This window comes from Curtobacterium sp. 320 (assembly GCF_031455235.1).
Classification (GTDB): domain Bacteria; phylum Actinomycetota; class Actinomycetes; order Actinomycetales; family Microbacteriaceae; genus Curtobacterium.
Genome location: NZ_JAVDSI010000010.1, coordinates 24,062 through 38,126, shown reverse-complemented (window position 1 = coordinate 38,126; position 14,065 = coordinate 24,062). Strand labels below are relative to the sequence as shown.

The window sequence follows — 14,065 nt, the reverse complement described above, 5'->3', positions numbered from 1 at the left end:
CCTGGGTCCGGGGACGGTTCGGTGCGGGCGGGTCAGACGACGGGCGGACGGCCGGCGAGCGTCATGCGGCCGATCGTGAGCCAGCCCATCACCTGCACGGGGCCGCAGTCGCTCCGCCAGCCTTCGCGGACGCCACCGAACCAGGTGGCGAGCCGCTGCGGGTGTCGCCACCAGCGAGCGACCTGGATGGCCGCCCACGACCCGACGTACACCGGTCGGAGCACCGCCGGCAGGTTGCGCCGAGCCAGCCAGACCCGGTTCCGAGCGTTCAGCCGGTAGTACTCGGTGTGGCGTGCCGGGTCGATCGCGGGGTGGTACGTGACGAGGTCCCCGGCGTACCAGGTCCGTCGGCCGGCATCCCACACGCGCCACGCGAGCTCGATGCCCTCGTGCGCGTAGAAGTACTCCGCTCCCCAGCCGCCGGTCGCGCGGTACACGTCCATCGGCAGGACGACCGCTCCTTCCCACACCGAGAACACCGGCGATGAGTGATCGGGCTCGCCCTTGCGGATCCGCGGGATCCAGCGCGTCGGGTTCGCAGCGCCGGTGGGGTCGACGACCCGGGGTTGCACGAGACCGAGCGACGGATCGCGCTCGAACAGGCCGATCGCGTCGCGCAGGAACGTCTGCGACGGCACCGAGGCGTCGTCGTCGAGGAAGAACACGTAGTCGCCGTCGACCACCTCGGCCCCGGCGTTCCGCCCGGCGGGGATGCCCACGTTCTCGGGCAGGGCCAGCGCGCGGACGCCCTCGGGCAGACCGGTCGGCTCCCAGCCGTTGCCGACGCACACCACGTCGAGGTCGACGTCCTGCTGCGCGAGCACGCTCTCGAGTCCACGACGCAGGTCGTCCGGGCGGGTCCCCTGCGACAGGCTCACCACGGCGACACGGGGCCGCTCGCGGTGCGGGACCGCGTGACGACGGAGCGTGCCCGGCGTCACCCGCGGACCCGCTTCGACGAGATGATCGCGACGAAGTGCCCGAACGTCGCCAGCACTGCCAGTGGCAGGAGCGCGCCCACCAGGATCCGGTCGGCCAGGGGATGACCGATCACGAGCGCCAGTAGCGCGAAGACGAACGCGAGGATGCTCAGCTCGACCGAGTGGTACAGGCGGTGGAACGGCAGGAACCGGGCGGCGCGGCGAAGCGTGGCGAGCCGTCGTCCGGACGGGGCGGTGCCGGCGTCGCGACGGTCGACGAGCTTGTCGAGCCCGGCGTTCGCCCGTGCGACGTGCACCATGTCGTTGAGCGCCTTGTTGAGGACGATCACGAGTCCCAGCGCGCAGCCGATCGTGGTCCACATCCAGTCCGCGCCGTGGATGGGCCACGTGGCCGCACGGACGCCGAGTGCGATGGGGATGAGTCCCTCGGTCGTGTAGTGCCCGACCTTGTCGAGGAACACGCCGGCGGGCGAGCGGGTCCCCCGCCACCGGGCGACCTCGCCGTCGCAGCAGTCGACGAGCATCTGCAGCTGCCCGAGCACGAGCGCGAGCGCCGCGCCCCAGATGCCCGGGATGAGCAGGGCGGCCGCGACGCTCCACCCGACGAGGATCATCAGGCCGGTCACCTGGTTCGCCGTCACGCGGGTCTTCAGCAGCACCCACGTCAGGTACGGCGAGACGTCCCGCAGGTACAGCGACGCCGTCCAGTGCTCGGCGTTCGCCCGCGAACGGACCTCGTCCGGTTGGGCGACGGCACGGAGTTCGGCGATCGAGGTGGGGCGGGCGTTCCCGCGGCCGGTCGTGTCATCGGTCAAGAGGTCAGGTCACCGTCCCGTGTGCGTGGTCAGCTCGGACGTCCGGGTCAGGAAGCCGATGATGAAGCCGAGTCCCCACCCGACGTGGATGCACGGCAGCACCACGACGAGCCAGAGGAGCGTCGGCAGCCCCGACCGCCGGGCGACCGCGACGGCCCCCAGCACGACGAAGACGATGTAGACGGCGGGCACCACGAAGCCGAGCAGCGCCCACGCCGCCCCGGTGCCGAGTGCGGCACCGATGATCCCGACGATGCCGGCGACGATGCCGAGCGCCATCGCGGCGACCATGGCCGGAGGCACGAAGTAGCGCAGCCCGTTGTTGGCGGGGAACCGGCGGGCGAGCTCGCCGCGCCACAGCCCCGTGGCGACGAACTGCCGGACCAGACGCTTCAGGCTCGGCCGCGGGCGGTACGTGACGACGAGCTCCGGGGTGAACCACACCGTGCCACCGGTCTGCCGGAGCCGCCGGTTGAGCTCCCAGTCCTGGCCGCGCTTGATGCCCTCGTCGAACAGCCCGACCGCGAACAGTCGCTCACGCCGGAACACGCCGAGGTACGCCGTCTCGGCCGGACCGGCCTGGCCGCCGACGTGGTGCGGCGTGCCACCGAGCCCGACGCGGCTGCCGTACGCGAGCGCCACGGCGCGTTCGAACGGGGTCCGCCCCTCGGCGCGCATGATCCCGCCGACGTTGTCCGCGCCCGACTCCTGCAGCACGCGCACGGCGATCCGCGTGTAGTCCTGCGGCAGCACCGAGTGCGCGTCGACACGGACCACGACGGGGTGCACGGACGCGCGGATCGCCACGTTCAGCCCGGCAGGCGTCGAGCCGGCCGGGTTCTCGATCGCGCGGATCCGGGGGTCGGCCGCGCTCATCTCGGCGACGAGTTCGTTCGTGCCGTCGATCGACGGGCCGAGGGCGAGGATGACCTCGAACGGACCGGAGTAGTCCTGCTCGAGCAGACTCTGGACGGCTGCCCGGACCTCGGTGACCTCGTTGAGGACGGGCATCACGTACGAGACGCCCGGCAGGGGCTGTCCGTCTGTCTGCATCGGTACCTCGGGGTCCTCACCTGGGTGCACGGGACGCACCGCGGACGGTGCCGCCCCGCAAGAGCGACCCTGAGCCTATCAAGTCGCCGCGGGTCGTCGGGGCGACCGGCACACGGACGGGAGGTGGGCCCCACCCGGCCGGTACCGGCGCGACGCGGAGCCTGCGGAGCGTCGTGACGGCCGAGACGGGAGGGACGGTGCCACCTGGCACCGCGCCTCCCGTCCGTCGCTGGTCGCGTCAGCCCTTGTAGGTGCCGAGCGTGACGTCCGCCTCGCGCGTCTGACCGCCGCGGATGAAGGTGATCGTGGTCTTCGCGCCACCGGCGAAGTACCGCACCTGCGCCGTGAGGTCGGTCGCGTCGGACACCGTCGCCGAGCCGATCTTCGTGACGACGTCGCCCTTCTGCAGTCCGGCCTTGGCCGCCGCGCCACCGGACGACACCGACTTGATGAGGCCGCCCATCTGCGTGGCGTTCGCGTCCTCGGCGGCGTCGCCCACGGTCGCACCGAGCAGCCCGTGCGTGGCGGAGCCGTTGTCCTTGATCTCGTTCGCGACCCGCTTGACGAGGTTCGACGGGATCGAGAAGCCGACGCCGATGCTGCCGGACTGGCTCGACGACGAGTCGGACGAGCTGCCCGCGCTCGCGATGGCCACGTTGATGCCGATGAGCTTGCCCTTGGAGTCGAGCAGCGCACCACCCGAGTTGCCGGGGTTGATCGACGCATCGGTCTGGATGACCGGGAGCGACACGGTGCTGTTCGTCGACGAGTTGCTGCCGTTGCCGCCGTTGCCCCAGAAGTCGAACGGACCGCCGCTCGAGCCGTTCCCGCCCTCGTTCGAGTCGCCGCCCTCGGTGGGAGCGCTCGAGGTGACCTGGATGCTGCGGCTCAGGGTCGAGACGATGCCGTCCGTCACCGTGTTCGACAGGCCGAGCGGCGCACCGATGGCAACTGCGGTGTCGCCGACGTTGAGGTCGGAGGAGTCCGCGAAGCTGATCGGCTTCATGTCGGTCGCGTCGATCTTGATGACCGCGAGGTCGACCGTCGGGTCCGTGCCGACGAGCTTCGCCGGGTAGATCTTGCCGTCCGAGGTCGTCACGGTGATCGTGCCGTTGGAGCTGTCGCCGTCGAGCGTCACCACGTGGGTGTTGGTGACGATGTAGCCGTCCTTGCTGAAGACGACGCCGGAACCGGTGCCGGCCTCGCTGCTCGACGAGACGTTGATCGTGACCACCGAGGGGGTCGCCTGCGCGGCCACCGCGGTGACGACCGTGGCGTTGTTGTAGTCGTTGACGGTGAGGTTGCCGCCGCCCTGCGCGCTCGACGACCCGACGACGTTGCTGCCGTGCTGCGTGTTGGACGCGGCGAGCCAGCCGGCGCCGCCGCCGACGAGGCCCGCGATGACGACGCCGGCGATGATCGGGAGGGCGAGTCGACCACGGCCGGTGCCGGTGCGGCGGCCGGGGGCTGCTGCTCCGACGCCTGCTCCGGCTGCGCCTGCTGCTCCGGCGGCCCCGGCGGCCCCGGCGGCTCCGGTGTCGAAGTAGTGGCCGTTGCGCTGGTTCGAGCCGTCGACGTCGCCGAACGCGCTCGTGGGGGCCTGGGCGGACGGGGCTCCGGCGTATTCGGAGGCCGATGCCGGCGCCGAGGTCGGCTGGGCGTACTCGCCGTAGCGGGGCTGCTGGCCGTACTGCGCCTGCTGTCCGTACTGCGACTGGCCGTACTGCTGCCCGTACTGCGGCTGGCCGTACTGGGACTGGCCGTACTGCTGCTGGTCCTGGCCGTACTGCGGCTGGCCGTACTGGGACTGCTGGGCGTGGTCGGTGCCGTACGGGGTGCCGTGCGCGCCGTACCCGGCCGGCGCCTGGCCGTACTGGCTCGTCTGGCCGTACTGGCTCGCCTGGCCGTTCTGGTCCGGCTGGCCGTACTGGCTCGCCTGACCGTACTGGCTCGCCCGGCTCGTCTGACCGGCGTCGGAGTCGTGCTGGGACAGCGTCGGGTACGGCGCCGTGTACCGGTCGGTCGGGTGGTCGTTCGAGGCCGCGATGACATCGGGGTCGCTCGCGGGAGCGATCACGTCGGTGTGGTCCGCGGAGCCGTCGTGCGGAGAACGGTCGCTCGTCGGAGCATCGCTGCTCGGAGCGTCGTCGCGGAACGCGTGGTCGAAGTGCTCGGAGTCGTTCGGCGAAGCGTCCTCGGATGCGGCCTTCGCGGCCGCGTCGTCCGGACGGATGTCGTCGCCCTGCCCGTTGGGCGTGGTGTCGGTCATGCTGGACGTGCTCCTTTCAAGCTCGTGCAGTCTGTCGCACCCACCTGAGCGGTGCTCCTGGTGACGCTGCAAGCGACCTATGGCGATCTTATGCGTGGGCTGTGCGGCCGTTCCCGAGATGCCCGCGGCCCGGCCGCTAGGTTGGGGTCCGTTCAGCGCCGCGAGTGCGGTCGACACCTCGGAGGGAACCACATGCGCCACGCAGGACCCTGGTTGCGAGCAGCAGAAGGAGCGATGCTCCTCGGCCCGGACGGCGTCCCCGCGCCGACGGTGTTCGCCGAGATGAGTGCGCTCGCGGCGGCCACGGGCGCGGTCAACCTCGGGCAGGGCTTCCCGGACGAGGACGGTCCCGCCGAGGTCCTCGAGGCAGCGGTCGCAGCCATCCGCGACGGCGTCAACCAGTACCCGCCCGGACGCGGGACCCCGGACCTCCGAGCGGCCATCAGCGAGCACCAGGCCCGGTGGTACGGCCTCGAGGTCGATCCCGACCGCCAGGTGCTCGTCACCGCCGGCGCGACCGAGGCCCTCGCCGCGACACTCCTCGCCCTGGTGGAGCCGGGCGACGAGGTCATCACCTTCGAACCGTTCTACGACGCGTACGGCGCGCTCATCGGTCTCGCCGGCGGGACCCACGTGACGGTGCCGTTGCGGGCGCCCGACTTCCTCCCGGACGAGGACGCCCTCCGCGCCGCGTTCTCCGACCGGACCCGTGCGGTGCTCGTGAACACCCCGCACAACCCGACCGGCCGTGTCCTCCCGACGGAGGTGCTCACCACGATCGTCGAACTGGCCACGAAGTACGACGCCGTGATCGTCACCGACGAGGTGTACGAGCACCTGACCTTCGACGTCCCGCACGTCCCGATCGCCACCCTGCCCGGTGCCGCCGATCGCACCGTGACCATCTCGAGCGCTGGGAAGACCTTCAGCACCACCGGCTGGAAGATCGGCTGGCTCACGGCGGCGCCGGCGCTCGTCGACGCGATCACCACCGTGAAGCAGTTCCTGACCTTCGTGAACGGCGCGCCCTTCCAGCCCGCCGTGGCGACCGGGCTCCGACTGCCGGACAGTGTGTTCGCCGGCATCGCCGCCGAGCTGTCCGCCAAGCACGACCTGCTCGCCGCGGGACTCCGAGCGGCCGGCTTCGAGGTGATGCGCCCGGACGGTGGGTACTTCGTCATCGCCGACACGGCTGCGCTCGGGTACGAGGACGCCCGGGCGTTCTGCCTGCAGCTCCCCGAGCTCGCCGGGGTGGTCGGTGTACCGGTCTCGGCGTTCGTCCGATCCGATCACGCCGACGGCTACCGGTCACTCGTGCGGTTCGCCTTCTGCAAGCGGCGCTCGGTGCTCGAGGACGCCGCCGCTCGGCTCGCCGGTCTCGCCCTGCGCGGCTGACTCCCCCGCGGGCGGGCGGACCGTACCCGCCCGCCACCGCGAGTGGGCGGTATCAACCCGACCCGCGCCTCCAGGCCCTTGCATTTCGCCCGCTCGGCACGAGCGCCACCGCGAGCGGGCGAATATGTGCCCGCCCGCGCCTGCCGAGCGGCGCATTTCGCCCGCTCGGCACCCGCGCCACTGCGAGTGGGCGGAATGGGATCCGCTCGTGCCTCCAGAGCAACGCATTTCGCCCGCTCGGCGGGGCGCACACACGTACGCCTCCCCCGCGCCCCACCGCGAGCGGGCGGTATCAACCCGGCCCGCGCCTCCAGGCCCACGCATTTCGCCCGCTCGGCACGGGCGCGACCGCGCCCACCGCGAGCGGGTGAATAAGTACCCGGTCGCCGCTGCCGAGCGGCGCATTTCGCCCGCTCGGCACCAGCGCCACTGCGAGTGGGCGGAATGGGATCCGCTCGTGCCTCCAGAGCAACGCATTTCGTCCGCTCGACGGGGCGCACACATGTACGCCTCCCCCGCGCCCCGTCGCGCGGGTCAGGGGCGGGGCGTGACCTCGTAGCGGCGGAGCGCCAGCGACGGATTCGTGCGGCGCACGGCGTCCGTCACGGCGGTGTCGATCCCCGCGACGAGCATCCCCGGGACCGCCCCGGCAGCGGCGACCGCGACGCCCGAGGGGTCGAGGACGACCGAGCCTCCGATGCCGACCGGCGGCGTCTGTCCCACCCCGACCACCCACACGGTGTTCTCGATGGCACGGGCGGTGAGCAGCGTCCTCCAGTGGTGCTCCTTGCCGGGGCCACGGACCCACTCGGCGGGCAGGACCACGACGTCGGCGGCGCCGTGTTCGGGTGCGGCCAGGCGCCGGGTGACCTCGGGGAACCGCAGGTCGTAGCAGGTCTCGAGGCCGACGCGCAGCCCGCCGAGCTCGAACACCGGCAGCTGTTCGGGGTCGCCGGACTCGATGTGGTCCGACTCCTTCGAGCCGAACGCGTCGTAGAGGTGCACCTTCCGGTACGTCGCAGCGATAGACCCGTCGGGCAGGACCGCGACGAGGGTGTTCCGGAAGCGGTCCGGGACGTCAGCGGCTTCGGCGACGCCGACGATGAGGGCGATGCCGACCTCGCGGGCGACGGCCTGCAGACCGGTGACGAACGGACCGCCCAACGGTTGGGCGGCGGCCACGAACCGGTCGTCGATCTCGGCGGTGAAGTACGAGGTGTACTCCGGCGTGACGAGGAGGTCGGCGTGTCGGGCGGCGGCGTCGACTGCCGCGCCGCGGACGGTCTCGAGGTTCGCGACGGGGTCGTCCACGGGTGCGAACTGCGCCGCGGCGACGGTGAGGGTGCCCATCCGCCGAGCGTACCGGGCGGCCCGAGACTCGGCTCCGCGGACGTTCCTCGCGCAGTGCGGGCGCGAAACTGTCCGCCCGGCCGAGACTCGGCGCCGCCCACCCGCACACGCGCCCACCGGCACCGCACACGCACCCACCGACACCCCACACGCCGGCCAGCACGCGCACGCGAAGAAGGCCCCGGTCCGATTGGACCGGGGCCTTCTCTGTGACGCTTGGTTGCGGGGGCAGGATTTGAACCTACGACCTCTGGGTTATGAGCCCAGCGAGCTACCGAACTGCTCCACCCCGCGGCACGTTGAACAGCCTACACGGGGCCGTGGCGGGGCACAAATCGAGTGCCCCGCCACGGTGTGTCTAGTTCGAACCCTCGGCCTCGGTGGCGGCCTGGATCGCGTCCTGCAGTCGCTGGTCGGCCTCGGCGGCGGCGACCAGGTCGTTCTCCGCGTAGGCGTCCTGACGGTCCTGCAGCGCCTGCTTGGCGTCGTTCAGGGCCTTCTGCAGCGCCGCGTTGTCGACCGTGCCCGAGCCCGAGCCGGAGCCCGACGACGAACCGGAGTCCGACGAACCCGAACCGGACTCAGAGCCCGAGCCGGAGTCCGAACCCGCCGACGCACCCGAGTCGCTCGAGCCGCCCGACGCACCGGAGTCACCGGCCGACGCACCCGAGTCGCCACCGAAGAGGCTGTTGAGCGCCTCGTCGAGGGTGTCCTCGAACGCGATCTTGTCGCCGAACGCCACGAGCACCTTCTGCAGCAGCGGGTACGAGCCGCTCGACGTCGACTGCACGTACACGGGCTGCACGTAGAGGAAGCCGCCACCCACCGGGAGCGTGAGCAGGTTGCCCTGCTTCACGGTCGAGTTCCCGCGCTTGAGGATGTTCAGCTCCTGCGAGACGGTCGAGTCACCGTTGAAGAGACTCTGCACCTGTCCGGGCCCGGGGATGTTGTCCGTCTTCGGCATCGTCAACAGCGTGAGCTTGCCGTAGCCGGACCCCTTCTTGCCCTTCCCCGCGCCTCCGGCATCGGAGTCCACGGCGAGGTACCCGGTCAGCACGTTCCGGTTGTTCGCCCCGGCCGACTGCTGCGGGATGTAGGTCGTGTACAGCGTGTACGCGGTCCCCTGCCCCGGCACCTTCATCGTGAGGTAGTACGGGTCCTGCAGGTTGCCCTTGGCCGTCGTCGTGGTGGTCGCCCCGAGCGCGTTCGTGCCCGAGTTGGTCGTGGTCGACGCGTCCGAGGTGTCGGTGTCGTTCGTCCCCGAGGTCGGTTCCTGCGGCACGTTCCAGGCGTCGTCACCCGAGTAGAACGAGTTCGCGTTCGTGACGTGGTAGGTGCCGAGGATCGACCGCTGCACCTTGAACAGGTCGGTCGGGTACCGCACGTGGTCGAGCAGCTCCGCGCTCATGCCCGACACGGGCTTCGTCGCCGTCGGGAAGATCTTCTGCCACGTCTTGAGCACCGGGTCCTTGGTGTCCCAGGCGTAGAGCGTCACCTTGCCCGTGTACGCGTCGACCGTGGCCTTCACCGAGTTCCGGATGTAGTTGACCTGGTCGGTCCGGTACGCCGAGCTCTCGGCACCCGCGATCGTGTCGGAGAGGCTCTGGCTCTGCGAGTACGGGTACGCGTCGCTCGTCGTGTAGCCGTCGACGACCCACTGGATGCGGTGGTCGACGATCGCCGGGTACGCGTCGTTGTCGAGGGTCAGGTACGGCGCGACCTTCTGCACGCGGGTGATCGGGTCGCGGTCGTAGAGGATCTGCGAGTCCTGGTTCACGGCGTTCGACAGCAGGATCTGCTCGGACTGGAACTTCGCGGCGTAGACGAGCCGGTTGAAGAAGTTGCCGATGCTCGGGCCGCCGTCGCCGGCGTACGTCGTCGTGGCGTTGCCGCCGCTGTCGTCGTTCTCGTCCGAGCCGGACGGGTAGTCGAGCTCGACGTTCTTCGAGCCCTTCGGCGCACCGACGATCGAGTACGCCGGCGAGGTCTCACCGAAGTACACGCGCTGCTGGAAGTCGCCGAGGGCACCGTTGGACGGGATCCCCGACTCGAGGAACACCGGCTTGCCGTCGCTGGCGCGCTGGTTGCCGTACGCCGCCGTCACGCCGTAGCCGTGCGTGTAGACGAAGGCACGGTTGTACGGGGTGTTCGCCTGCGCGCTGAGGCCGTCGAGGTCGATGTCGCGCACCGCGATGACGGTGTCCTCGGTCTCGCCCTTGACGTCGTAGCGGTCGACGTCGAGCTCCTTGGGGAACTGGTAGTACTGCCGGTACTGCTGCAGCTGGCTGAAGGTGTCCGAGACGATCTTCGGGTCGATCAGGCGGATGTTCGCCGTCGTCTGCGCGTCCTGCGCGAGGGCGCCGGAGCTCGCCTCGGTCGTTGCGTCGTAGTTCTGCTCCTGGACGCCCGCGACACCGTAGGCGTCACGGGTCGCCTTGATGTTCCGCTCGATGTACGCGGACTCGAACGTCCGCTCCGAGGGCTTGACCTGCAGGCGCTGGACGATCCAGGGGTAGATGCCGCCGATGACGATCGCCGCGACGAGCAGCAGCCCGGTGCCGACGATCGAGATGCGCCAGCGGCCGATGACCGCGGTCACGATGAAGAGGATCGCCACGATCGCGGCGATGCCCGCCATGATCTCGCGACCCGGGATGACGGCGTTCACCTCGGTGTACTGCGCACCGGTGATGAGCGAGTTCGACTTCGTCAGCGCGGCGTACTGGTCGAGCCAGAGGCTCACGGCCTGCAGCGCGACGTAGACGGCGGCGGTGATCGCGAGCTGGATGCGCGCGGCCTTCGAGATCCGGACCTCGCGGCCGCCGAAGCGCATCGCGCCGTACAGGTAGCACGCGGCGAGCGCGGCCAGCCCGGCGATGAGCACCACGGCCGACGAGTACGCCACGATCGCGCGCCAGAACGGCAGTTCGAACACGTAGAAGCCGATGTCGAGCCCGAACTGCGGGTCGGTCTTGCCGAACGGCGTCCGGTTGAAGTACTCGAGCACCATGCTCCACCGGCCGGCGGTCGACAGCCCGGCGAAGATGCCGAGCACGACCGGGATCCCGATCATGACGGCACGGCGCAGCGGCTCGATGACCTGCTGGTAGCGGTCGAGCTGGGAGTTGAGCTTCGCGTAGACCGGCCGGAACCGGAACGCGATCGCGATGCTCGCGTAGACGGGCACCGCCATCCCGAGGAACCCGGCGAGGAACATCAGGGTCCCGGCGATCCACCGCGTGGTCAGGACCTGCTGGAAGCCGAGCTGCGCGAACCACGCGTAGTCGGTGTACAGGCTCGCGAAGATGAAGAAGGCGATCACCAGTGCGGCCAGCACGATGATCGTGACCACGATCGGGACCCGCGGCGAACGCCGCCCCGAGGTGGACGAGGTTGTCGTCACTTGATGTGCTCCAGACGTGTCGAACCGGCGGGCCCGGCGCGGCGGGCCGTCAGTGCATCGATCCTATGTGGCGCGAGCACCCCTGAAACTGTACGGAGACTCAGGATGGTGGGTCGCGCCTCCTGGAACACGGTTCGGGAGGCACGGATCGCGACGGCCGCGGACGTCGCCTGGAGCGCGTGGCCGGGTCTACGACGTGCAGCGCGCGAGCTTCGCGGTGCTCTTCCCGGAGGCGATCGTCTGCAGGTCGGTGACCGCCTGGTCGAGCGTGGCGACCTTGTAGACGTCGAGTCCGTCCGGGACGTGGCCGACGACCTCGCCGCAGTTGTCGGCCGGGGCGAGGAAGACGGTCGCGCCGGCGTCCTTCGCGCCGTAGAGCTTCTGCCGGATGCCGCCGATCGCGCCGACCTCGCCGTCGGCGGTGATCGTGCCGGTGCCGGCGACGTGCTTGCCGCCGTTGAGCTTGCCCGGCGTGATCTCGTCGATGATCCCGAGGGCGAACATCATCCCGGCCGACGGGCCGCCGACGTCCTGGAGCTCGATGGAGACGCGGAACGGGAAGTCGTACTGCTCGGTCACGCCCACGCCGATCAGGGCCGTGCCCTGCTCGCTCCGCGGCGTGAGCTCGACCGTCTTCTCGGCGCCGTCGCGTTCGACGACGACCGTCGCCGGACCCGAGGTGCCGTGCTTCGCGACCAGCTCACGGAGCGAGGTCGCGTCGGCGTTCTCGGTGAGCGAGGTCCCGTCGAAGGAGCGGATGACGTCGCCCTTCTCGATGACGCCGTCGGCCGCGGAGCCCTTCTGGACCGTGCCGACCTCGAGGTCGGTGGGCAGCTCGTACCCCTGCTGGATGAGGGCCGCGGCCACGGCGGACTGCTGCGACTGCTGCATGTCGGCCGTGTCCTGCTGGTTGACCTGGTCGGTGGTGACGCCCTCGGGGTAGATCGCGGACGCCGGGATGACCGCCTCGGACTTCGTGAAGAGCGCCCGGATGACGCTCGTCCAGGAGGGGCGGTTCGTGGCGTCGCCCTGGATGCCGACGGTGAGCATGTCGAGCGCGCCGGCGGTGGGGTAGGTCGGGTGGCCGTCGACCTGGATGAGCTTGACCTGCTCCGCGTCCTTGCCCGTGCCCTGCTCCTGGGTCCCGATGGTGTTGTACACCGGGCCGGGGACCTCGATCAGGTAGGGGCTCGGCAGCAGGCTGGCGAGGAGCCCGAGGACGACGGCACCGATCACGAACGCCCAGCCGACGGTCCGGGAACGGGGACGACGACGGGGCTCGGCGGCGAAGAGGGTCACGAGAACGTCCTTCCACGGGAGCTGTTCGCCCTCGGCGCAGCGGTTCGGGCGTTCCCACGGGGGCGTCCCAGGCGCGGCCCCGTGAGCAGCGATTAGCGTAGTCGTCATGCCTGATGAACCGCAGCCGGGGCCGGACGACGACTTCCAGGAGATGCTCCGGAAGCTCCTCTCCGGCGAGGGCCAGATCGACCCGTCGCAGCTCGCCGGTGCCGCCGGACTGCCGAACGACCCGGCCTTCGTCGCGAATCTGATGAGCCAGCTGCAGCGTGCCGCGCAGTCGGGCGGTGACGGCATCGACTTCTCCGTCGCGTCCGAGCGCGCCACCGCGATCGCCCGTGAGGGCGGCCACCCGGTCGACCCCGCGACCTCGCAGGCGGCCGACCAGGCGTTCCAGGTCGCGGCGCTCTGGCTGGACGAGGCCACCTCGGTCGCCGAGCTCACCGCGACGCCGAGCCTCTACACGCGCGAGCAGTGGGCGAAGGCGACGACGCCGGTGTGGGCGCAGATCGCGGAACCCGTGGCGCTGAGCATCTCGAACGCCCTGACCGAGGCGATCGAGCAGCGTGCCCCCGAGCAGCTCAAGGCGATGCTCGGCGACGTCTCGAAGGCGATGCGCGGCGTCGGCGGCGCACTGTTCGCGATCCAGCTCGGCCAGGTCGTCGGGCAGCTCTCGAAGGAGGTCGTGTCCGGCGGCGACGTCGGCGTGCCGCTCCTCGACGAGCAGGTCGCCGCACTCCTGCCGCAGAACGTGGCCGAGTTCGCCGAGGGACTCGACGTCCCCGAGGACGAGGTCCGCATCTACCTGGCCGTCCGGGAACTCGCGCACGCACGGCTGTTCCGTTCGGCCCGCTGGCTCCGCCTGCACATCATCTCGTCGATCACCGACTACGCGCGGGGCATCCACATCCCGTTCGACCGCGTCGAGGAGCTCGCGTCCGAGATCGACCCGACGAACCAGGAACAGCTCCGGGACGCCCTCGCGTCCGGTGCCCTCATCCCGCCGCGCACCGAGGAGCAGGAGGCCGCCCTCGCCCGCCTCGAGACGATGCTCGCGCTCGTCGAGGGCTGGGTCGACACCGTGACCGCCGCGGCCACCGAGCGTCTGCCGAAGTCCGGCGCGATCGCCGAGATGGTCCGACGTCGTCGTGCGGCCGGTGGTCCGGCCGAGTCCGCGTTCGCGACGCTCGTCGGCCTCGAACTCCGCCCCCGCCGCCTCCGCGAAGCAGCGGCGATGTGGCAGCGGGTCACCGACGAGCTCGGCACCGAGCAGCGCGACGCGCTCTGGTCGCACTTCGACGCGGTCCCGACCTCGGACGACATCGACGCGCCGGACGCCTTCGTGGCCCGGCTGCGCAACCCCGGCCGCTCCGCCGAGGACGACGAGTTCGACAAGGCGCTCGAGGACCTGCTCAACGACGCCACCGGTGACCGTCCGCGCGAGGACGAGTCCGGCAACGTCGACGAGGGCGACGCTCCGAAGTAGTTCTCCACAGATCCGCCGTCCCTGCCCCGCGCGGGCGCCTGGTCCGCCAGCGTGGGG

At 70.9% G+C, this 14,065-nt stretch carries 9 protein-coding genes and 1 tRNA gene; 2 read left to right on the top strand and 8 right to left on the bottom strand.

Annotated features, from left to right (window positions below):
• Nucleotides 1–32: 32 nt before the first annotated feature.
• The 4 genes from J2X60_RS13765 to J2X60_RS13750 form a co-directional block, all read right to left on the bottom strand.
• A complete protein-coding gene (locus tag J2X60_RS13765) occupies nt 33–941 on the bottom strand; it encodes a glycosyltransferase (RefSeq protein WP_309888249.1) in 909 nt (302 codons plus the stop codon).
• A complete protein-coding gene (locus J2X60_RS13760) occupies nt 938–1,756 on the bottom strand; it encodes a CDP-alcohol phosphatidyltransferase family protein (protein ID WP_071294999.1) in 819 nt (272 codons plus the stop codon). Before J2X60_RS13760 ends, J2X60_RS13765 begins: the two co-directional genes overlap by 4 nt.
• A gap of 9 nt (nt 1,757–1,765) precedes the next feature.
• The gene (locus tag J2X60_RS13755) at nt 1,766–2,809 is read right to left on the bottom strand and encodes a glycosyltransferase family 2 protein (RefSeq protein ID WP_309888247.1); all 1,044 of its coding nucleotides are present in this window, start codon (nt 2,807–2,809) and stop codon (nt 1,766–1,768) included.
• A 238-nt stretch (nt 2,810–3,047) separates the two neighbouring features.
• Nucleotides 3,048–5,078: a trypsin-like peptidase domain-containing protein gene (locus J2X60_RS13750; RefSeq protein WP_309888245.1), complete on the bottom strand. Its 2,031-nt coding sequence runs from the start codon at nt 5,076–5,078 to the stop codon at nt 3,048–3,050.
• Between the two features lie 192 nt (nt 5,079–5,270).
• On the opposite strand from J2X60_RS13750, the gene J2X60_RS13745 reads away from it, so the two are divergent.
• Complete coding sequence (locus tag J2X60_RS13745) at nt 5,271–6,473, top strand: aminotransferase class I/II-fold pyridoxal phosphate-dependent enzyme (protein ID WP_309888243.1); 1,203 nt, start codon at nt 5,271–5,273, stop codon at nt 6,471–6,473.
• A 534-nt stretch (nt 6,474–7,007) separates the two neighbouring features.
• On the opposite strand, the gene J2X60_RS13740 is transcribed toward J2X60_RS13745, so the two are convergent.
• From J2X60_RS13740 to J2X60_RS13725, 4 genes are all read right to left on the bottom strand, one after another.
• Nucleotides 7,008–7,823, bottom strand: coding sequence for a carbon-nitrogen hydrolase family protein (locus J2X60_RS13740; RefSeq protein WP_070416678.1), 816 nt, complete (start codon nt 7,821–7,823; stop codon nt 7,008–7,010).
• Nucleotides 7,824–8,040: 217 nt separating this feature from the next.
• Nucleotides 8,041–8,117, bottom strand: a tRNA-Met gene (locus J2X60_RS13735).
• Between the two features lie 64 nt (nt 8,118–8,181).
• Nucleotides 8,182–11,175 carry a UPF0182 family protein gene (locus J2X60_RS13730; RefSeq protein WP_309888239.1) on the bottom strand — a complete coding sequence of 998 codons (2,994 nt, stop codon included), beginning with the start codon at nt 11,173–11,175 and terminating at the stop codon, nt 8,182–8,184.
• A 240-nt stretch (nt 11,176–11,415) separates the two neighbouring features.
• Complete coding sequence (locus J2X60_RS13725) at nt 11,416–12,525, bottom strand: S16 family serine protease (protein WP_309888236.1); 1,110 nt, start codon at nt 12,523–12,525, stop codon at nt 11,416–11,418.
• 106 nt (nt 12,526–12,631) lie between these two features.
• Between J2X60_RS13725 and J2X60_RS13720 the strand changes: the two genes are divergently transcribed.
• Complete coding sequence (locus tag J2X60_RS13720; RefSeq protein ID WP_070416680.1) at nt 12,632–14,008, top strand: zinc-dependent metalloprotease; 1,377 nt, start codon at nt 12,632–12,634, stop codon at nt 14,006–14,008.
• The last annotated feature ends 57 nt before the right edge of the window (nt 14,009–14,065 follow it).

What these genes read in the sequence shown, in the direction of transcription:
- J2X60_RS13720 (WP_070416680.1), top strand. Translation starts at nt 12,632, where the DNA reads ATGCCTGATGAACCGCAGCCGGGGCCGGACGACGACTTCCAGGAGATG.
- J2X60_RS13745 (WP_309888243.1), top strand. Translation starts at nt 5,271, where the DNA reads ATGCGCCACGCAGGACCCTGGTTGCGAGCAGCAGAAGGAGCGATGCTC.
- J2X60_RS13740 (WP_070416678.1), bottom strand. Translation starts at nt 7,823, where the DNA reads ATGGGCACCCTCACCGTCGCCGCGGCGCAGTTCGCACCCGTGGACGAC.
- J2X60_RS13750 (WP_309888245.1), bottom strand. Translation starts at nt 5,078, where the DNA reads ATGACCGACACCACGCCCAACGGGCAGGGCGACGACATCCGTCCGGAC.
- J2X60_RS13755 (WP_309888247.1), bottom strand. Translation starts at nt 2,809, where the DNA reads ATGCAGACAGACGGACAGCCCCTGCCGGGCGTCTCGTACGTGATGCCC.